Source organism: Natrinema sp. H-ect4 (assembly GCF_041894845.1).
Lineage (GTDB): Archaea > Halobacteriota > Halobacteria > Halobacteriales > Natrialbaceae > Natrinema.
In genome coordinates, this window is record NZ_JBHDYC010000024.1 from 13,968 (window position 1) to 32,826 (window position 18,859).

An 18,859-nucleotide genomic window follows, 5' to 3' on the forward strand; every position below is an offset into this window, starting at 1 on the left:
CGCCGACGACGGGGTGCCTGAATAACGGTCACTGTCAGTCCCCGAAGAGTAGCGGTTTGGCGAACTCTTTCATCAGAAGTTGTGCTAGATTATATTACCAGGTGGCAATGGGTTGGAATGGGTCTCGTTTCTAGTTACCGAACTCGCTCGAGCGCCTGCCGAACTGGGACGCCACGGATGCCGAAGACTGACACCGGACACAGCGCCACCTTCCTAGGTACTACGCTGCCATTCGGCGTTTGAGATCCGAGTGCCGCACTAGAGAACCACTACAGGTTACAAGCGGTGATGTCAATAACACGAGAACGATAGCTCCACATCGCAACGAGCGAGACGTAGGACGGTGATCAGATCACCGTGGCCAGCGGATTTATCACGGAAGGGGGAGACATGTTAGCTGATATGCAACAACAGGGAACGGAACTTGCACAGTTGGCGATCAGTTCCCTCGAGGGGACTGACTGTTCGTTCTGTGCGGATGGTGAACTGACCCAAGACACATACAAGGGAAACGATGCCGTCGTCTGCGATGCGTGTGACACGCCCGGCGCACAGTTCTGGTGACCCTCTGACGGCTGCGCTTGTGTTTTCGGCGAAACGATAGTCGCAGAACGGTCAATTTGAACGCCGAACAACGATCCCGAACCCTGCTGTCACCGGTTAACGGCACTCAGGAAAAAGGACGAGAACACGGTCTGCAGACCGATGATGATCGCGGTGAACGCGACGAGCGCGCCCATCGTAAACTCGAGCGTCATGAAGCCACTCGTGGCCCACTGGTAGAGCAGGGTCGCTGCGTAGACGCTGCCAACGCCAAACACTGCCAGGCCAGCTGTCGCGCCGTGCTCAAGCGACAGTGACTCCGTCACGCGTTCCGTGATCGGGTCCTCTGGCTTCCGGATTGGGTCGCTCGCGACGGCGGCGAAGACACCGAGGCTGGCGATCTGATAGCCGACGATTGTCAGCAGGCTGCCGGCGATCATCGAATGAGTGCCGAGCGTCACCCCGCTGACTGACACATTGCTGTATGCGATCCCCATCATCGTCATTCCGAGGAGACTCAGCAAAACCCCAGGCACCGAAAACAGATAGCCCGGCGCGTTTACCAGCATAAAGCGGACGTGGCGCCAGCCGTCGCGGAAGCTCTCGAGGGTTTCTTCGCCCTCCCGTTCGTGGTAGACGATCGGCGTCTCCGCAATCTTGAGGTCTTTCGCGCCGGCCTCCATGATCATCTCACTGGCAAACTCCATTCCAGTCGTCTCGAGCTCCATCGTATCGTAGGCCTCCTGCGTGAAGATCCGAAAACCACTATGGGCGTCGCTCACCCCCGCATCGTAGAAGAGGTTCAGGAACTTCGTCAGCGCCGGATTGCCGATGTGCTGATGGAGCGACGGCATCGCACCGGGTTCGATCTCGCCCGCAAGCCGGCTCCCCATCACCATGTCGGCGTCCTCGTCACGGAGATGGGCCAGCAGGCGCGGAATCTCCTCGAAGTCGTAGGTTGTATCGGCATCGCCCATGACGATGAAGTCGCCGCGGGCGCGGTCGAACGCGTACCGGTAGGCGTAGCCGTAGCCCGGTTCGTCGGGTTCGTAGATGGTCGCTCCTAACTCCCGCCCAATCTCCGGGGTCCGATCGGTCGAACTATCGCTCAGGATGATCTCAGCAGGGACGCCGAGCGTGGCAATGGCGGTTTTCGCCCGCTCGATGCATTCGGCGATCCCGGCTTCCTCGTTGAGCGTGGGCATTACTACACTCAACGTCGGCGTTTGGTCGCTATCCGGCCTGACAAGCTGGGCGTCAGCCTCGCCATTCCGGAGCATGCGTTGTTCTTGGGCTGGCTCCTGCTCGTGGCCGTCTTCAAGTGATTGTGATGTCGATTCAGCTACTGTCGGATGGCTCTGGTCTCCCCCGTCTGATGAACTCATGGTAGTAGTCGCATTACCGTCTCCGTCCCGCTTTCTTCAGGACGGTCAGATCCGCTATCGGCCACATCATCTATCTGCGTACTGTGCCGGACCGCAGAGGTGTTGGCTGCAGTAGTCTACCAGAATTACTCACATAAACATTCGGTATTCGCCTAGTAGTAGACCTTGTACTAGCCCTCTCGTCAACTACCCCACCCTACTTCGCTCACCCTGGCGGGTTTGCTCGTTGAGGGTGGGGCTTGTCCATGAACTCGGCCTCGAGCCCGTCCGGGTGGGCGGTGAATCCGCCACTCGACGTCACCGTTCTAGACTGTAGGGCAAGCTGACTGTTGCCCGTCCGCCGAGACGACTGTTGGCCCCGACGGTTACGGCGGGAGGTGGTCACCGACTGCCGCGTCCAGCCTCTTCAACTGTTCCGACGGCGGCAAACATGTCTGGGTTTTCTCCCTCGAACGCACCGTAGACAACGACCTGCGATGCATCACGTTGTGCCAAGAGTTGCTGGACTTGTCCTGGGACAAACTCGAGCGTGACACGATCACCGTCAGATTGACTGACAGCGTCTGGCGTGATGGCGTTCTGTCTGCCGACAATCGGGACCGGGGGTGCGACGTTCGTGTACGGTGCGAGTTTGGCCGTCTCAGCGTCAATATCAGCGATGTTGAGCCCAGCCTGGTCGATCGACAGCGAGAGCGTGGCAGTGAGCCGGCCACTACCCCGCCCTTGTGGTCCACTGAACGACACCTCCATCGGGATGACTGCTGGGATGGGACAGCTCGTATCGCCGACCTGCAGATCGGCGTAGTAGGCGTCAGTGACGGCGCCGTTCAGAGCGCCAACGCCGATCGCCATCGCGAGAACGTCTGCATCGTCAAACTGCGAAGTGAGATCCGAGACGGTCTCGAGGTCGTCCACACCGGCCAAGTCCTGTGCGACTGTCTCGATATCGTCGACCTCGCCAGTTGTGATCTGTCGCTGGACTGCTCCGGGATTGAGCTGCCGGATATCGGCCTGAGCGGTGAGCCAGCTATCGTCGGCGAGTTCGCTTGAAACGTCGCGTGTCTCCCACGTCTCAGGCTGGTCTGCATCCTTCCCCCGGACCGCCAGAGCGAATTCGGTGGGTCCCGTCCGGAGGAGCACGAACACTTCATCGAGCACCCGGTGTGTCACGTCCGACCCCTTGTAGTAGTCATACGCGATGGTCCCGTCCTCGGCGGCCGCTGGCAGTGTCAGCGACGCATCGCGGAGATCGATACCTGCAGCGACGTAGTCGCTGGACTCGCCACGGGACGTTACATGGACGACGCGCTCTCGTGTCATGTCGGCCGGCGCGTCGGCCAGTTGCGTCATGGTCGTGAGTTGGCCGTTCATGTCCGTGTCTAGAACGAACGCCTCACTGCGAAGGACATCCGACCCGGTCTCGATTGGCAGTGCTTCATCATTGCCGGCCCGCCCCGGCTGGTCAGATTCGTCACCCGCAAGGACAGTCGTTGCACCGACGATTCCACCGAGGGCAAGCCCCCCGTTCCGAGCACCATCGAGCGCCGGCTGAGTGCCTGCTTCGCCGTCTCAGTCGTGTTGTGGTCTGTCATCTACGAGACGGTTTCACGACCAAAGAGGCCGTAAAGGGCTATTATCGTCAAGAAGATGGTCCCTAATTATGGAATATATTCAGCCGGGATCAGGAACAGCAGCGGTAGCTAGGTGCTGACTTTGGGTTAGACTGGTCACAGTGAGCAACAGCGGTATTCTGGGGGAGAGATCTTGCCTGGCCAAGATGTGATTTCCCCAGCAGACGGCCATGTACTGGACCCCTTCGCTCGGTTTGTTCCCTTTGCTGATAGAAACGCTGGAATGCCAGACTGGAAGAAGTCTGTTCATGGTCTACAGGCGAAACAGATCGAGTGCCTCAGGGTCGTTCGAAAATCGAAAATCCTCGTGATAACGAGACGCGAAGCGTCTCGGAGCCACTTGACCCCGAGCGGTTCACTGTACACACACGTCGTACGGCCAGCAATATTATGCTGACGCGGTGGCAAGCGTCAATCAGCGAGGAAGGGGAGAGGATCCAGACGTCACCCGATGTTTGATCCGGACTCCGAGACAACACTACCCTCGCTACTCGAGATCAACTCTGTCAATAGCCAGATTGTCACGATCTCGATCCCGCCCGTGATTGACACGTCACTCGAGGGAGGGGGCTCCAACGTCGGCCCTTGGCTGGCGTTTCTACGGTGAATTGTCCTCCCGACCCTCGGCCTGTATCAGCCTCAGTTTATAAGGCTAGGAGATCATCCTTAAAATATGCTGAAGCGGACAGTGCCAGAGTGGGGCGTCGAAGCAAGAAGATACATAATGGACGATTGTAAGGACTCCCTATGAACGGATGGGTGAGGCGTCGGATCGATTCAGTCTCCGAGCGCCTGCTTTCACACGCGATCTCTGCGGTACCAACTCATGTTGCAGTCATTCAAGACGGCAACCGCCGGTACGCTCGTGCCTCGGACGAAGATATTGCAAATCCCCACCGTGCTGGTGCGCAAACGACCGAATGCGTTCTCGACTGGTGTCAAACAATCGGTATTAGGGAACTGACCCTCTATGCATTTTCCACGGAAAACTTCAACCGACCACCTGAGGAAAAGGAGGCACTATTCGATCTACTCTGTGAGAAGCTTCATGAATTTGCCGACGCCGACCGCGTCCACGGAAACAAGGTTGCCATCCAGATCCTCGGCGATACCGAACGCCTGCCTGAACGTGTCCAGACAGCAGCTCAGTATGCCGAGAACCGAACCTCTGACTACGACCAATTCATTCTCAATATCGCGCTCGCCTACGGCGGGCGCTCAAGCCTCCTTGACGCAGTTCGCAGTACCGCTCATGGTATCGATGAGGGCTTGCTTCGCCCAGATGAGATCGATAGCGAGACGCTTCAGGAACACCTCTATGACCATCCTGTCCGCAATGTCGATCTTGTCATTCGTACGGGCGGTGAGAAGCGTACCTCGAACTTTCTCCCGTGGCACGCAAACGGGAATGAGGCGGCTGTGTTCTTCTGTCCGGCATATTGGCCTGCGTTTTCGAAAACCGACTTCCTTCGTGGGATTCGTATGTACGATGCTCCTGAAGCCATTCAGCGCCACCCACGAACTATATCAGGGTGACTGGTTCTGAATGGGCGCAGTGTAGGTGCGGGTGACGATCTGTTTCACCAGAGGGATTCATCCCCACCTTCACAGTAGACGCCGAACCTAATTCACCGGCGAGGGTACAGCTATCTGGCTAGCCCCTGCATTTTTTGAGAAAGACTCCATCCGCCACCGGCGAGCAGTAGTGCCCCAAGTCCAATTCCGATTGGTTGCTGCTTGAGACCTGCGCCTAGTAGCGCAATACTGCCGATAACGATATACAGAAGGCCAAGTGAGAGTCGTTTATTCATCGATGTAGAATTGTCACCTTATATTCAAATATCTTTTCTGGAACTGCAATATCTGAGACGATCGTAGTGTTCGTCAAGATCAAGAATGGCAGGACATTGACTGATGAGAGTCGCCAGCGTGTTGTTAGCGACTGATCGCCGGAGATCATACCAAAGCACTTCCAATGAGCGAGCCCCATGTAATGGGGCGGAGAACATCCGTCTCAACAGTAACGAGGAAAGTAACTCCGAGTCTGCGTCCAGTTCGGACGGGGATAGGAGTATCGGCTGGTTGGCACAGCCCGGAGTCTCCCTTCATAACCTCTCCCGAGGATTCCAACCTCGGACAGAGGTGGTGGACTGCAAACCGTAATATCCCAATCCAGCGGTGCGGTGCCGTGGGATTCCCGCGTCTTCAGGCGCGGGAGGATGTCAACTGCCCAGTTGGCACCGGATGGAGGTTCTGCGTATTGGAGTGTGGGAGAATGTCACGGTTCAGTTACGTTCACCCAGAGATGGGCGGAATACTCCGTATCGGCCATCGAGGGCTCGGCCGGGACGTCGCCACCGGGGAAGAGTAGCCAGACGATGCGCTGGTTTTCACCGATCATTGTCGGCTCCAGATCATACTCGTAGTGCCAACTCTCGTTGTGTGCGATCGTTGTACTAAACCGATCAAGTTCGCGTTGCTCCTGAACAACCGTTTCGTTGACCGTCGTATTCCCAGCCCCATTATTCGCAGCGGTCTCGTTTGTGATCGTCTCGACATCTTGTTCGAGAACCACTACTGTGTACTCCGTCGTCTCATGCTCATGGTTATCGACTCCAACGATCAGTTCTTGGCTTTCGCCCTGAACGAACTCAGTCGGATAATCGTCAGCAACGAGTTCACCGTCATCGTTCTCGGTCAGGTAATAAATTGCAGAGAACTGTTCACCATCCGGCGGCACCATCACCGCGTAGCCGACACTCCCGACCGCAAGCACAACCGAGATGGCCAACAGGACGTTCAGTGCAGCATCGGCACGTGTATCTGGCTCAAGTAACTCTGTACGACCAGCGGCGTACCACTCTTGATAGGGCACCTGAAAACGGTCTTCTACAGGTAATGCGCGGCGCCGTTCGACTGCAACGGCCGTCGCAATAAGTGTGAAACCGCTGACTGTGATCAGAATTGGGACGAGTCGAATTCCCCACGGTGTAAAGTTCAGTACGAGGCCAAGCAAGGGAACAATGGCGATACTGAGTCCGAACGAAAGCGCGACACGCTCAATGCCATCAATCCCTGACCGCGACATGATCGATGGAGACCAGCTGTCTGAATCGGAATTCTCGTTCTCTCCCTCGAGCACTGAATCCTCCCCATCGGCTGATGGAGGTGATCCCCCTGCCTCAGGAAAGAGAGCCGCGATAAAGGCATAGCCAGGGACGAACAGTACGAACGCAAGCCCAAACGGAATCCGCAGCGGCGTATCACGGATTCCGGGCACGACGGCGGCAATGTTCGTCGCGACAACGAGCACAACCACTGCAGCAAGATCAGCAGGCAGTTGTCTAATGGGCCGTGGAAGCAGAAGCCACAACGACCTGAACGCAACCATTCAGGTGCTAGTATTGCCGACGATGATAAAAACAATCCGATGGACGCGTACTAGTTCTTTGACCTCCCCACCTCTTCACAGTAGTTGCTGAAGTGACCAGGTGACGATTGCCGTCGCGGTCGTTGTCTCGATATGGTCGAGACAACCGAGGCAACGCAGGTGACTCGCGCGGCTTCATCACTGCTGTTTCCAGAATTGGACTTTGGGATCGCTGCGAACGGCACGTATCTGAGCGAGGACTTCCAACGAGTCCTCGCTCGGATCGCCTTCGACAGTGAGTTCGCCAATACTGGTGCGAAAGCCTATCAGCTAGCTCGTGGCGACGATATTGCTATCGACGCAACCGCTCGAAATCCGCTTGCACGGGCGCTCCTCTACCATTTGCGTGGGCTCGATGCGGACGCGGTCGACGACCAGTTCGACCGCGTCCACGACGCAATCCTCAATGAAGCAGCTCGCAACCGCGTGTTCACTCGGCCAGTCGATGTCGCAATCGACGTTCACGACTGGCTCTATTACGGAGATGAAGAGACTCCGCGCGTCTGTACAACGAATCCAGCGCAGGGGACCGATCGTGCGTACAAGTTCGCCACCGTCTGTATTGTCGATCCGAGCGTCCGATTCACGCTCGGATCAGTAGCGTTGGAGGGAAGCGATACCGACGAGTTGGCGGAGGCGATCCGCCAACTCGTCTCAGATGCCCGCAAATACGTCGACATCAACCGGCTCTACCTTGATCGTGGCTTCTATCGTGTTCACCTCGCATTGACGCTCGAAGACCTCGACGTTGAGTTCCTGATGCGTGCGCCGCAAACACGAAAGGTACAGCAGTTGGCTCTGTAGTTTCGCTAGACGCGAGGGCTACGACTGCGTTATTGCCGTAGAAAGCGAAGAGACAGATCGGTGTGACATCCGAAATCCGTCTCTTCACGCGTGTTACGGTGGCTAAGGCTAAATCAGTTGTCGCTAACCCGGACGAACCCGCCGACCCCGAAGGGGGAGGCGGGTTCGCTGAATGGGCGATGCTCACCGTGCATGCACTCCGCATCGAACTGGGCAAATCCTATCGCGTCGCGGTGGATTTGCTCAGCGAAATGCCCGGAATCCTTGAAGAGATCGGGCTCACCAGACTTCCACACTACACGGTGCTTCGTACGTGGTTTGAGAGGATTCCCACTGCGACGTGGCGTGCGTTTCTCGGCGCGTCAGCCGAGAAACGCACCGGCCACGCTGCTATCGATTCGACTGGCTTTGACCGTGATCAGCCCAGCCGCCACTACGCCAACCGCACTAACTACCGCGTTCGAGCGCTGAAAGTCACCGCACTCGTGGATGTCGAAACGCTGTACATCACCGACATCCATTCGACGACCTCAAAGAAACACGATGCGAAGATCGGCCCGCAGGTCGCCCGGCGCAACGCCGGCGACCTGCGGAGCCTCGCTGCTGATCGCGGCTACGACGCGAAATCCTTCCGTGACGAACTCCGCGAAAACGGCATCAGACCGCTGATTAAACACCGGATCATGAACCCGCTCGATCACGCCCACAACGCCCGCATGGACGGTGATCGGTACCACCAACGTTCCATGTCAGAAACCGTCTTCTCGTCGATCAAGCGCACGCTCGGCTCCGCCGTGCGTGCGCGTAGCTGGTGGTTAGAGTTCCGCGAAATGCTGCTGAAAGCCACCGTCTACAACCTTCGCCGGAGCGTCCGATACCCGTGAAATCCGCCGCCGTGTACCGAAACTACAGAGCCCAGCAGTTCATTGATGACCACGACAGCGACACGTTCATCGCAGAGTACGAGATGGCTCGATCGAATCCGCCGACAGGCCGGACGACAGTCCGGCTCGTCGTTGTTCCGCACCGAACACGAGACGACGATCACTTCTGTCTGGTCACCAACCGCGATCTCGACGTCGGCACTGACGTCGAGATCGCTCGGCCACTGGCTGAAGCATATCGTCGTCGATGGGGGATCGAAACGTCCTATCGTAAGATCACGGAGTTTCTTCCGAGAACGTCCTCACCGACGTTCTCAGTACGGCTGTTCTACTTTCTGTTTGCTGTCGCGCTGTACAATCTGTGGGTATTGACGAATCTGCTCGTAACCTCACGTCGGGCGGTCGAGACTGATCCAGTCGTCCCGACCGCCCTGTTTCGCGCGTTTCTCGGGCAAATACCGTACGGATAGCGGTTGTCTCGACGCCTGACTCGGGCTGAGCAGCCCGAGTCAGTACGCCGTTCAGTACTGGCAAGACTGGAAAAACAACGGCTGACGAAAAGCTTCGGCAGCTGTTCCACTCTCTGGACAGCACTGAGCACGGTTTCACGAAGTCGGAGTTGAGACTGAGACTTCAATCCTTGCGGTTTTCCTGATCGAATCAGCAACTACTGTTCAGGGGCGGGTGTCTGACAGCTACGGTTCGTTCGAGTCAGCCAGTGTACGCATTCCACCGCTGTCGGCTGTGAGAATCCCTTCCAAAACCCGTACTTCTTCATCGTCTGATATCTTCTCAGATTGGAAACAGGCATGAATGACTTTGTGAGCAAGTTCAGGATCGACCGATCGGCCGGCCGTGAGCTGCTGCTCGAGTGTTTCGATCCGAGCGCTAAGTTCGGCGATGTGTTCGGTGAGCTCCTGGGCTGGCTGCTCTTGCAGCCTTGATTGCCTTTCGGTCGCCTCGGTTGCATCTGTTATCGCCGTTGCATTGGTTGTACCTGCCCCCTCAGGACCGGCAGTGTCTGCTCGAGCATCGGATGTCACAGAGTGGTCCACAGCCGGTTCTGTATCCGAATCCTCCCTTGCAAAATCGTCGTCCGCAGTGGTCTCGTTCGTCATGTTACCGCCGTCACTGAGCGCCGTATCTGCGCTCTTGACAGCTGTCTCGAAGAATTTCCTTGCTTCGTCATCAGTACCGACACTATGAGTTGCATCAGCATCGATCACTGTATCGTCGGTAGGCTCACCATCACCCTCTCCATCGCCGGACTTTTGGCCGGTAGTCTGTTCTCCGTTCTCATCCGTCTCCATCTCCTCGAGCGCTGCCCCGTCTTGGTTAAAGAACTGCTTGATAAACGCCTGACGCTGCGACCAGTCGAACTCGTTGATCCCGTTCACCCGTTGACTGATAGTCGCGCTAGCGACGCCGAGTCGATTGGCGAGCTCTGCCTGTGTCGCATGTGGATGATCACGGATCGTATGAAGTGTTTCGAGTTGTTTCGTGGTGACCTCATCCGGATCAGGCGTCGATTCATCGGCATCGCTAGTCTGGTCGCTCATAGCTGGCTTGTCAGGTGTTGAATCGCCTGTATCTTTGGTCGACTCATGGTCGATAGCAGCTGTCGGTTCTGTGTCGGTACTCACCGGCGAATCCTCGTCCGCTGTAGTGCGCCCTGGATCTCCATACTCATCCAATACCTGTTCGACCAATGAGGTGGTTGCACCGGTGACTTCGTCAGCAATCTCCTCCATCGGCGCCTCCGGGCGCGATTCAGCGACCTCAAGAATCCGCTTGTGGATGACCGCCCGCGGAAAGTTCGATTTGCGAGTACTATTCTTCGTTATATCCGTTGCCCGTGTATCACTCATGCTCCCTCCGATTCGCAAGACCGAACGCTGCCAAGCACTCGCATGCCCACTGTATTATAACTTTTCTAAGTATACAATACGATCTATCTTTCCTATAATTGTCAATAGAGACTACAAGAAGCGAAAAGAGGTCCTACGAGACGATTATCAATCATCCGCGGGAGCAGTGCCATCTACTGGCTCATCAACGCCGCACAATCGCCGTGCCTTCTCGAGGATACCTGCTGCTTCGTCAGAGGAGACATCGCTGTGACCGAAGGCAGCGTGTTCATACCCTTCGGTGATGTCGTGAAGCAGTTCAGTTTCTGCAGCATCGTTGCTGCGGTACATATGATAGAATTCCCAATGGGTCAGTGCACCCTGTCCATCAATCCGTGACGCTAGCGCGCGGCGAACGGCTGCGTAGCCTGTTCGTGCTGCATCGTCAGGATGGCCGTTCGAAAGGTGTTCGCTCGCTTGTTGAAGGAGGGGTGTGACGGTGTCGGGCGATGAGTCTGACGCGTGACCTGTGACAGTCCCCTCGCCTGGCGTGGGTCGCTGCTCGTCCGCAGGACCGGATGGTGGAGACGCCGCTGCGGAACGACGATACCACCAGACGCCGAACCCGGCTGCGATTACGGCAATGAAACCACCGGCAAGCCAGACTACAGTCGAGAGTTGGCCTCCGGGCTCACCGACTGTGACGACAGTTTCGGCCGTTACCGGCTCGAGACTGGAACCGGTCCCGTCATAGACGGCGGCGACCGTTACGTCTCCGCCGTTAATCGAGTCTGGAACGGAGATGGTATCACCGAACGTGCCACCTGCTCCGGTCGTAACGGTCCCGACGGTCATCCCGTCGATTCGGAGCTGTACTGTTTCACCCTGAACGCCGTCGCCGCCAGCCGTGGCAAGTGTACCATTGACCGAAATTTCTCGGTCGCCGGTTGACGTCCCATCAACGGAAAGGTTGCTCTCGGTCTCGCGGACCGACACATTTGTTGTCTCGGCTGCTGCAGCGAGGGCCTGTTCCTCAAACGGGAGGCGTACACTCAGTTCCTGCTCGCCGTTTTCAACGGATACCGGAGACGTTACCGTGGTTCCAAACACGCCGTTTTGGACGGTAGCCGTCCCGACTCGTTCTCCCTCAAGGAGCACAGCAAGGGTGACGCCGTCAACGGAGACATCGTCGACCGTCAACTCGCCGGTGATAGCTGCCTCATCAGTGTACGATACCGTACTACCGACATCATCTAGCGAAACGGTCGGCTCAACCTGTTCGATCGAGACACTGACGTTCGACGTATCACCGAGATATGTCGACTGGGGATCGGGGACGTACTGAATCTCGAGTTCATCAGTCGACAGCGACTCGGTAGTCGGCCGGTACTCCAAGGAGAATCCGCCTGTTGCATCTGTCGTGACGCGTTCAGTATGGTTGCCAATGTCGAGTCGGATTTCCTGATTCGCGATCGGTGCTCCATCCGCCGTGCGCAGTTCCCCCGTCGCAAGAAGCGGTTCACGGAACGAAATCGTATCCCGGTCTGCTGTGAGCCGTAGCGTCGTTTCTTCGAATTCCTGTTCCCGAACGTCGGCCTGTTCAGCCTCGATTTCGGTGGTAACTGCTTCAACTGCTGCATCTGCCTCTGAGAGATTAGCACCAGTCCCTTCCTCAAGTTCGGCATAACTATTTCGGACTGAGCCACCGAGAGACTCGATTTCGGTAGCGAGTGCCTCAAGCTCACGAGCGAGTTCGCGTGCGCGTTCTTCATTCCCTGCCTCGCGAGCTGCCTCGTACTCGGATTTGGTCTCCCGGTATTCTTCGACTACCTCGGACAGCCGTGACTGTTGCTCGCCGGTTTCCTCGAACTCCTCTTCGAGGCTCTCGCCCTCAGTCTGCCCCGCGACGTCGACATACTGTCCTAACCGTTCACGGTACTCTTCACTAACGTACTCGTCAGCAAGTTCGTACTGCCCCTCGCTTAACTGGACTGCACCCTCGCTCAACTGGGCTGTCAACCGATCTGAGAGCCACCCTTCGACGCTCTCAAGGTCACCATTTTCGGAGTAATCGTTGGGATTTCGGTGTCGGGTTGTCTCGTTTTGCTCCCCGTCAGTCCTCTCTTCTTGAACTGCAATACGCTGAGCAGTCTCCCCATCCGTTGCAGTGCTAACCCCTGTGAAGACGGCCCCACCAGTCGCCGCCATCGAGATTACAAGGAAGACGAGGACGAGCACACGACCACTGGCGTTGTTCACGCTTAAGACGTTCTCATTCAAACCCAATAAGGTATTCTGTCGACCGGCCCATTTCGGATCTCCTCCATCTCCGACTTGACATCCTCCCCGCGCTGAAGCGCGAGGTTTTGCGCCTGTTCATCCCATAACCAATACTTTCAACACGGTCACCGCAATCTGTCAAGGTAGTATGTATCCCACGCGCCAGGGGTGGACGGTCGCTGCACTCGCGACTGTGCTTGCCGGTCTCGCAGTCGTGTTTGCACAGCCGCTCCTGCTTACTGGTGCAGCGCTCATCGGCGCGTGGCTACTCGCCCACCAGTACCGGTTCATTCAGGAACTTGAGCGCACGGTAGAGTCACTTTCCGTCACCCAGTCCCCTGCTCAAACCGCTGTGCAAACCGATGATGAGATCCCAGTCTCACTCATCGTGACGTGTGACACCGAAACGGCACTAACACTCGAGGTCACTGCTGGGCTGCCAATCGCCGTCACTACAACGGACGACCTCAGAATCACAGTGGAACCGGACAGCGAGTATGCAGAGCAGACGCACACGCTGTCCTGGCCGGTGGCTGGCCGTCACACGTTCGACAATGCCACCGTGACAGTGACCGACGGGTTGTTCCGCGAGACAATCACTGCTGGGTCGACACCGACGGTGACGGTTGAACCGCCCAGCCCACAGACGATTCACGTTGGCGAAGGCGGTGACCAGATCGCCGCCGCATACGGCTCTCACGAGGCTGGCCGGTCTGGATCGGGGATTGAACTCGCAGAACTGCGTGAGTACGTGCCGGGCGATCAAGGGAAAGAAATCGACTGGAAGGCAACAGCACGACACGCGACACCATACGTCCGTGAATACGAGGCCGAGACTGATCGGCGAACTCAGCTCGTCATCGATCACCGCGCCTCGCTCGGAATCGGGCCACCGGCCGAGTCGAAACTCGAGGTGCTCCGTGAGGTCGCGCTCGTCATTGCGGGGAACGCCCGCCGGCTCAATGACCCCCTCGGACTGCTCACAGTCGGGAACGGCGGTATCACTAGCCAATTTGCCATAGGATCACCAGCCGTCAACTACACCTCAATCCGGCGGAACCTGCTCGATCTTGGGCCAACCCCTGCGGCGGACGTGAGACCTGCATCGGCCCTCTCCGGTCAAGACGCTCCACCGTCAATGACCAGTGGCAAGCCAGACCAGTCTTCGGCCTCTGACGGAAGGGCGACAGGGCCTTCACCATCGACCATCTCAGCGACGGCAAACAGCGCAGACATCGGGAGCGGTTTGCCCCTGCGACACCGCACCACTCCTGGGGCTGTTTACCGATCGCTCTCTGACCTTGAAGGAACGGATGACACGTTTACACAGACGCTGCGCCCGTACTATTCCGATCGACAGGTGTATCGGGAGCGGATCGCCGAGGATCCATTGTATGAAGCAGTCCAGAGAGGGGTGGCAAACGCCCATGGTTCTGTCTGGACCGTTATCTGTACCGATGACACACACCCGGGGGAACTCCGCGAGACGGTCACGGTTGCCCGACAAGGTGGAAACGAGGTGATGGTCCTCCTCGCACCGACAGTCCTCTACGAGCCGGGAGGACTAGCCGATATCGAGCAGGCCTACGACCGGTATGTCACGTTCGAGAAGTTCCGCCGGGAACTCGCACGAATGGACAATGTACGGGCACTTGAGGTCGGACCGGCTGACCGGCTCTCAGTTGTCCTTGAGGCAGGCCGCTCACGCGGTGGTCGCGCATGAGCGTCCAAATCGATGCGATCCCAGCGACGGCTGGCCGTGACTGGCTGACCGGGGCCGCCCTCATCGCACTCATCGTTACGTTCGGGATTGTCGCTGGTCCGCTTGGTGTCCTCGCAGGGATCGCAACAGCAATTGTTGGGTATTTGCTTGGACCACCGTACGCGCTGGCAGCCGGCCATGTCGCCCTTGTCGCATCTATTCCGGGCGAGCTTACCCTACTCTCGATTGGTCTCGTTGAAGCTGCGTTCATGGCCGTCCTGCTCGCGCCCATCCGCCGAAGTACACGTCCTGTTCACATCGCACTTGTCGCGATTACAACTGGGTTCGCACTGGCAGGTATTGTGTGGCTCACTAGCGACTCACAGCCACTCTGGCTAGCTGCCATGCTCGTCCTCACCCTGATCGCGATCGCTCTGTACGGCCTCCACCGGCTTGAACTTGTGAAGCTAGGACTGGTGTCCGACGAGAGGGACTCGACAGGACAGCCCGCGAGTGAACCGCCCGACGAACAACCCACTGAGACAACTGCCGATGCACCAACCAAAACAGCATCCGACACATGAGCACGACTGACGTAGACGAGACGACGACTGACCAGGACGCTGACCGTGCCGGCGAGCAACATACCGATCAGCTGGAACTCGCGGCACGAGCGGAACTCCTCGAGAAGGAGAACCAGCGGTTACGGGCCGAGTACACCCGAGCCCGTCAGTCGCAGTATCATCGGACTGCAGCGGGGCTTGCCCTCATTGGCATTCTGGCAGTGGGTGGTGGTCTCCTCTTTCCCGACGGCCGGAACGTACTCTTTGCGCTCGCCGCGGTCGGAGTATTCGGGGGTGTGCTCACCTATTATCTGACGCCTGGTACATTCGTCGCCGCGGACGTCAGTGAACGAATCTATGCCGCGCTGGCAGCGAACGAAGCTGCGATTGCCGACGAACTGGGACTGGGTGATACTCACATCTACTTGCCGGGCGCTGACGAGTTTGGCCCACGCTTATACGTTCCACAGCAGACGAGCGACGATCTTCCAGACGACCTCGAGGGACCAATTCTGACCGATCCCGACCACCGTGGACTCGCCCTCAAACCAACCGGCGCGACGCTATTCGACGAGTTCAAGCGGACACTGACGGCCGACCTAGTAACCACACCAGAACCGCTTGCCACCCAGCTCACGGACGGCCTCGTTGAGCAGTTCGAGCTCGTTGATAGCGCCGAGTCAGATGTCGATCTGACTGCGAGCCGGGCCACGATTGCGATCAGCGACAGTGCGTTCGGTGACGTCAACCGGTTCGATCATCCGATTGCCTCATTTCTCGCAGTTGGATTCGCTGCTGGACTGGAGCAACCAATCCACCTTGCGGTCACACCGGGCGACGAGCGATCAGACTGGCTTGTTACCTGCCGATGGGATACTGAGACAAGTGAGGAGACTGCGGCCACTATCGAGACTGAAGAGTCAGCCACCAACAATACCGAGAATGAGGGCGACGAATCGGAGCCCGTATCGAAGTGAGCGCCACCGAATTATCCAGGCAAAAAACCTAGAAATCAGTTAATAGTATCGTCGCCACCATCACTCGCTGTCGGTGAGTCGAATGCATGGCTTGCATCGGCACTTGGTGGCTCGACCGTGTCAACGATCTCCGCGACGATGTCGGCGGGATCAATGTCGCTCAGATCAGCATCCGTACTTAACACGAGTCGGTGGTTCAACACTGGCTCAGCCATCGATTTCACGTCATCAGGAATCACGTAGTCGCGACCATTGATCGCAGCTCGCGCCTTGGCACCGTTGAGAAAGGCAAGCGTCGCACGCGGTGAGGCACCGTGGGAGACATCTGCATTCTCACGTGTCGCAGCGACAAGATCCAGTACGTACTCTTTGACCGGTGGTGCGACGTGGACTGTTTGGACGGTCCGGCGGGCATCGACGAGCGCTTGGGGGTCGATGACCTGCTCGACATCACCGGGACCGAGTTCTGGATCCTCATCAAACCGTTCGAGTATTTCTCGCTCGTCCGTTCGATCCGGCAGATCGAGCGTTAGCTTGAACTGGAAGCGGTCGCGCTGGGCTTCAGGAAGTTGGAACACGCCTTCGGCCTCGATTGGGTTCTGGGTTGCGACGACCATAAACGGATCTGGCAGTGAGAGCGTATCTCCCTCGATGGTAACGCGTCGCTCCTCCATCGCCTCGAGCAATGCACTCTGGGTTTTTGGCGTCGCGCGGTTAATCTCGTCAGCGACCACAAGATTGGCGAAGACGGGGCCACGCTGGAGTTCGAACTCCCCCGTACCCTGTCGGTAGATATGCGTCCCTGTGATGTCGGCCGGGAGGGTGTCGGGCGTCATCTGAATTCGGTTGTACTCCATACCGGTCGTTCGCGCAAAGAGATTTGCGAGCGTCGTCTTTGCGATTCCTGGGACCCCCTCAAGTAGGAGGTGGCCGCGGGTCAACAGCGCGACCGTCAGATATTCGACTGCCTCGTCGTTCCCGATAAGAACACGGTCGATTTCCGTGTGTAGCGAGTCATAGATGGCTTCGGGATCGCCGCTCAGTCCGTCAGCCGGATCAGTGGTACCGCTCATTCGTTAGTCTCTCCTTCCGAACGGGGATGGTTAAGCGCTGTTATCACACGCTGAATTTGTTCCTCGTCCCAGTCAGGATAGCGTTGGCGGAGATACGTGGCGCGCTCGGTGTCAGAGAGCCCGGGGGAATCCAGCCCATCAGTACGACTTTCGGCCGGCTGGAAACGCGCTGGAAGTCGAGACTGGATACCCATAAGTGGGGACTGAACGCGTATGTGCGAGAAGACCATGACGAGTCCAATCCCGACGGTTCCAACAAGGAGTTGCAATAGCGGTGAGTTGCGAATCGTCAGTATTGTACTGGTCAGCGGCGGCACTTCGGCACCGTGGGAGTAGTCGAAAGCCACGTGATCGGCGTCAGCGTATAGTGTGCGTAGGAACGCGGCGTTGTCGGGCTCGTCGTACATCGCGTTGATCGTGATGCTGGGGTCGCCGACGGCGACCACTTGCCCCTCGCTGACGTTTTCGACTGTCACAACCGGATACGATCGGAGTTCGTCTTGCTCGTCCAAATCGTCTTCTTCTGGGCCGAGGTACGCAAAATTACTAGTCGAGACAAGTACCGTTGCGTTTCCAGGTTCGACGGCCGTTCCATAGTTGAGCGTCAACTGGTTGACGCCGGTCGTCAACGTGTTGTTTTCGATCACCGTTGCGACTGGCATCGGTGGCCCGCGGAAGTGGTGGCGATCGTCCCGCAGGAGTTGGCCATCCATTCGCGCTTCAGCGCCGACGTCTGCAAACAGATCGTTCCCCTGCTCGTCGAAGTTTTCGAGGACGACCAGCGTCCCACCGCTTGCGACAAATTCCTGAAGCCGCTCACTGCTCTCGCCCTCATAGGATTCGTCTGGCGCAATAACGAACGCGACCGTCTCGTTGGCCGGCAGTTCCTCGTACTGGGCAGTGTCGTGCAGGAGGTGACTCTCGACCGTGGGATCGTTCTCAGCGCCCTGACGAAGATCGGACGATCCATCCCACGAGGGGTTATACAGACCGAACGCGGTCGACGATGTCGCGGCGACGGTACCCAGCGCAATCACGAGGGTAATAGCAAGTGTGAGCAACAGTACTCGAGGCCAGTCGATCGTGCCATCGCCAAGTAGCCCTCTGTGCCAACTCATACTGGGACCACCTCTGGCGGGAGAATCTCGAGGATTCGCCGCACAACGATGGCAGTAAAGCCAATAAGTCCAACTAGGATAAGCCACCGGAGCCGGCGTCGCCATGTCGGCGTGACGTTGAACGGGGCCGTTAGCTCTGTGATAATCAGGAACCCGATCAGTGACAGAACGAAAAACAGCTCGTAGGAAAGCGCGTTCAACAGTGCGAGCACAAGGATGGTCGCGACCATCCACGCGACCTGCCCGCGGACGAACTGCATCCGACGCTGTGTCGCCATCTATCCTAGTAAGTGATATAGGGGTACCTAAACGTAGCGCACTCCCGTCGCGGAGTTCCGACTCCATGTGTTTGAGGCTGAGAGCGACCGGATCGTATCGTCACGGCCCCGTCGGCGATCTGGACGGCGGCAGTCTCGTCGAACTCGGCTATCAGCCCCACGATCCCGGCTAACACCGCAGGCACGGCGAGCACTGCCACGACGAGTTGCCACTCAACCGCCAGCAACAACAGCGCGGCGATAAGTGGCCCGAAGGCGATGCCAGTGTTGCCAGCAATCCCGTGGTGACATCCACCTCGCCGTAAACAGTAGCTGCCGAAGCAAATCCTAGACGAGCTAAAATC

14 protein-coding genes and 3 pseudogenes are annotated in these 18,859 nt (G+C 57.7%); 8 read left to right on the forward strand and 9 right to left on the reverse strand.

The features are described 5' to 3' along the window. The first annotated feature begins 402 nt into the window (after nucleotides 1-402). Entirely contained in the window at nucleotides 403-564 is a 162-nt protein-coding gene (locus tag ACEWFR_RS21075; protein ID WP_374062891.1) for an HVO_A0556 family zinc finger protein, read from the forward strand. A gap of 89 nt (nucleotides 565-653) precedes the next feature. On the opposite strand, the gene ACEWFR_RS21080 is transcribed toward ACEWFR_RS21075, so the two are convergent. From ACEWFR_RS21080 to ACEWFR_RS21090, 3 genes and pseudogenes are all read right to left on the reverse strand, one after another. After that, nucleotides 654-1,823, reverse strand: coding sequence for a glycosyltransferase family 2 protein (locus ACEWFR_RS21080; protein WP_374062912.1), 1,170 nt, complete (start codon nucleotides 1,821-1,823; stop codon nucleotides 654-656). Between the two features lie 310 nt (nucleotides 1,824-2,133). Next, nucleotides 2,134-2,292 (reverse strand): annotated as a pseudogene (locus tag ACEWFR_RS21085) (RNA-guided endonuclease TnpB family protein); the annotation flags it as partial. Between the two features lie 17 nt (nucleotides 2,293-2,309). Beyond that, nucleotides 2,310-3,299: a hypothetical protein gene (locus ACEWFR_RS21090; RefSeq protein ID WP_374062892.1), complete on the reverse strand. Its 990-nt coding sequence runs from the start codon at nucleotides 3,297-3,299 to the stop codon at nucleotides 2,310-2,312. A 1,007-nt stretch (nucleotides 3,300-4,306) separates the two neighbouring features. Here ACEWFR_RS21090 and uppS point away from each other — a divergent pair. Both uppS and ACEWFR_RS21100 read left to right on the forward strand, forming a co-directional pair. Continuing rightward, a pseudogene (uppS, locus tag ACEWFR_RS21095) lies at nucleotides 4,307-5,080 on the forward strand (polyprenyl diphosphate synthase); the annotation flags it as partial. A 462-nt stretch (nucleotides 5,081-5,542) separates the two neighbouring features. Continuing rightward, nucleotides 5,543-5,722, forward strand: a pseudogene (locus ACEWFR_RS21100) (RNA-guided endonuclease TnpB family protein); the annotation flags it as partial. Nucleotides 5,723-5,837: 115 nt separating this feature from the next. On the opposite strand, the gene ACEWFR_RS21105 reads toward ACEWFR_RS21100, so the two are convergent. Beyond that, a complete protein-coding gene (locus tag ACEWFR_RS21105) occupies nucleotides 5,838-6,950 on the reverse strand; it encodes a DUF1616 domain-containing protein (protein WP_374062893.1) in 1,113 nt (370 codons plus the stop codon). A gap of 132 nt (nucleotides 6,951-7,082) precedes the next feature. Here ACEWFR_RS21105 and ACEWFR_RS21110 point away from each other — a divergent pair, with 132 nt between their 5' ends. Then, nucleotides 7,083-7,793: a hypothetical protein gene (locus tag ACEWFR_RS21110; RefSeq protein WP_374062894.1), complete on the forward strand. Its 711-nt coding sequence runs from the start codon at nucleotides 7,083-7,085 to the stop codon at nucleotides 7,791-7,793. Nucleotides 7,794-7,855: 62 nt separating this feature from the next. Further along, nucleotides 7,856-8,677: an IS5 family transposase gene (locus tag ACEWFR_RS21115; protein WP_374062895.1), complete on the forward strand. Its 822-nt coding sequence runs from the start codon at nucleotides 7,856-7,858 to the stop codon at nucleotides 8,675-8,677. Between the two features lie 695 nt (nucleotides 8,678-9,372). Here the strand turns inward: ACEWFR_RS21115 and ACEWFR_RS21120 are convergent. Beyond that, complete coding sequence (locus ACEWFR_RS21120; RefSeq protein WP_374062896.1) at nucleotides 9,373-10,545, reverse strand: MarR family transcriptional regulator; 1,173 nt, start codon at nucleotides 10,543-10,545, stop codon at nucleotides 9,373-9,375. 147 nt (nucleotides 10,546-10,692) lie between these two features. Continuing rightward, nucleotides 10,693-12,783 (reverse strand): hypothetical protein, encoded by a 2,091-nt coding sequence (locus ACEWFR_RS21125; RefSeq protein ID WP_374062897.1) that lies wholly within the window; start codon nucleotides 12,781-12,783, stop codon nucleotides 10,693-10,695. Nucleotides 12,784-12,952: 169 nt separating this feature from the next. Between ACEWFR_RS21125 and ACEWFR_RS21130 the strand changes: the two genes are divergently transcribed. The 3 genes from ACEWFR_RS21130 to ACEWFR_RS21140 are packed head-to-tail and all read left to right on the forward strand — an operon-like array spanning nucleotide 12,953 to nucleotide 16,046. After that, nucleotides 12,953-14,527: a DUF58 domain-containing protein gene (locus ACEWFR_RS21130; protein ID WP_374062898.1), complete on the forward strand. Its 1,575-nt coding sequence runs from the start codon at nucleotides 12,953-12,955 to the stop codon at nucleotides 14,525-14,527. Further along, nucleotides 14,524-15,090: a hypothetical protein gene (locus tag ACEWFR_RS21135; protein WP_374062899.1), complete on the forward strand. Its 567-nt coding sequence runs from the start codon at nucleotides 14,524-14,526 to the stop codon at nucleotides 15,088-15,090. The genes ACEWFR_RS21130 and ACEWFR_RS21135 overlap by 4 nt, the downstream gene beginning before the upstream one ends. Then, nucleotides 15,087-16,046: a hypothetical protein gene (locus tag ACEWFR_RS21140; RefSeq protein ID WP_374062900.1), complete on the forward strand. Its 960-nt coding sequence runs from the start codon at nucleotides 15,087-15,089 to the stop codon at nucleotides 16,044-16,046. Before ACEWFR_RS21135 ends, ACEWFR_RS21140 begins: the two co-directional genes overlap by 4 nt. A gap of 35 nt (nucleotides 16,047-16,081) precedes the next feature. On the opposite strand, the gene ACEWFR_RS21145 is transcribed toward ACEWFR_RS21140, so the two are convergent. Genes ACEWFR_RS21145 through ACEWFR_RS21155 form a run of 3 tightly spaced genes read right to left on the reverse strand, consistent with a single transcriptional unit; the run spans nucleotide 16,082 to nucleotide 18,497 of the window. Continuing rightward, the gene (locus ACEWFR_RS21145; RefSeq protein WP_374062901.1) at nucleotides 16,082-17,119 is read right to left on the reverse strand and encodes an AAA family ATPase; all 1,038 of its coding nucleotides are present in this window, start codon (nucleotides 17,117-17,119) and stop codon (nucleotides 16,082-16,084) included. Next, nucleotides 17,116-18,237 (reverse strand): DUF4350 domain-containing protein, encoded by a 1,122-nt coding sequence (locus ACEWFR_RS21150; protein ID WP_374062902.1) that lies wholly within the window; start codon nucleotides 18,235-18,237, stop codon nucleotides 17,116-17,118. The genes ACEWFR_RS21145 and ACEWFR_RS21150 overlap by 4 nt, the downstream gene beginning before the upstream one ends. Beyond that, on the reverse strand, nucleotides 18,234-18,497 hold the full coding sequence (locus ACEWFR_RS21155) for a hypothetical protein (RefSeq protein WP_374062913.1): 264 nt from the start codon (nucleotides 18,495-18,497) through the stop codon (nucleotides 18,234-18,236). The genes ACEWFR_RS21150 and ACEWFR_RS21155 overlap by 4 nt, the downstream gene beginning before the upstream one ends. Between the last annotated feature and the right edge of the window lie 362 nt (nucleotides 18,498-18,859).

Bases quoted from the DNA above. Each gene is read 5' to 3' on its own strand.
- ACEWFR_RS21075 (WP_374062891.1), top strand. From the start codon at position 403: ATGCAACAACAGGGAACGGAACTTGCACAGTTGGCGATCAGTTCCCTC.
- ACEWFR_RS21080 (WP_374062912.1), bottom strand. From the start codon at position 1,823: ATGCTCCGGAATGGCGAGGCTGACGCCCAGCTTGTCAGGCCGGATAGC.
- ACEWFR_RS21090 (WP_374062892.1), bottom strand. From the start codon at position 3,299: ATGAACGGCCAACTCACGACCATGACGCAACTGGCCGACGCGCCGGCC.
- ACEWFR_RS21105 (WP_374062893.1), bottom strand. From the start codon at position 6,950: ATGGTTGCGTTCAGGTCGTTGTGGCTTCTGCTTCCACGGCCCATTAGA.
- ACEWFR_RS21110 (WP_374062894.1), top strand. From the start codon at position 7,083: ATGGTCGAGACAACCGAGGCAACGCAGGTGACTCGCGCGGCTTCATCA.
- ACEWFR_RS21120 (WP_374062896.1), bottom strand. From the start codon at position 10,545: ATGAGTGATACACGGGCAACGGATATAACGAAGAATAGTACTCGCAAA.
- ACEWFR_RS21130 (WP_374062898.1), top strand. From the start codon at position 12,953: ATGTATCCCACGCGCCAGGGGTGGACGGTCGCTGCACTCGCGACTGTG.
- ACEWFR_RS21135 (WP_374062899.1), top strand. From the start codon at position 14,524: ATGAGCGTCCAAATCGATGCGATCCCAGCGACGGCTGGCCGTGACTGG.
- ACEWFR_RS21140 (WP_374062900.1), top strand. From the start codon at position 15,087: ATGAGCACGACTGACGTAGACGAGACGACGACTGACCAGGACGCTGAC.
- ACEWFR_RS21145 (WP_374062901.1), bottom strand. From the start codon at position 17,119: ATGAGCGGTACCACTGATCCGGCTGACGGACTGAGCGGCGATCCCGAA.
- ACEWFR_RS21150 (WP_374062902.1), bottom strand. From the start codon at position 18,237: ATGAGTTGGCACAGAGGGCTACTTGGCGATGGCACGATCGACTGGCCT.
- ACEWFR_RS21155 (WP_374062913.1), bottom strand. From the start codon at position 18,497: ATGCAGTTCGTCCGCGGGCAGGTCGCGTGGATGGTCGCGACCATCCTT.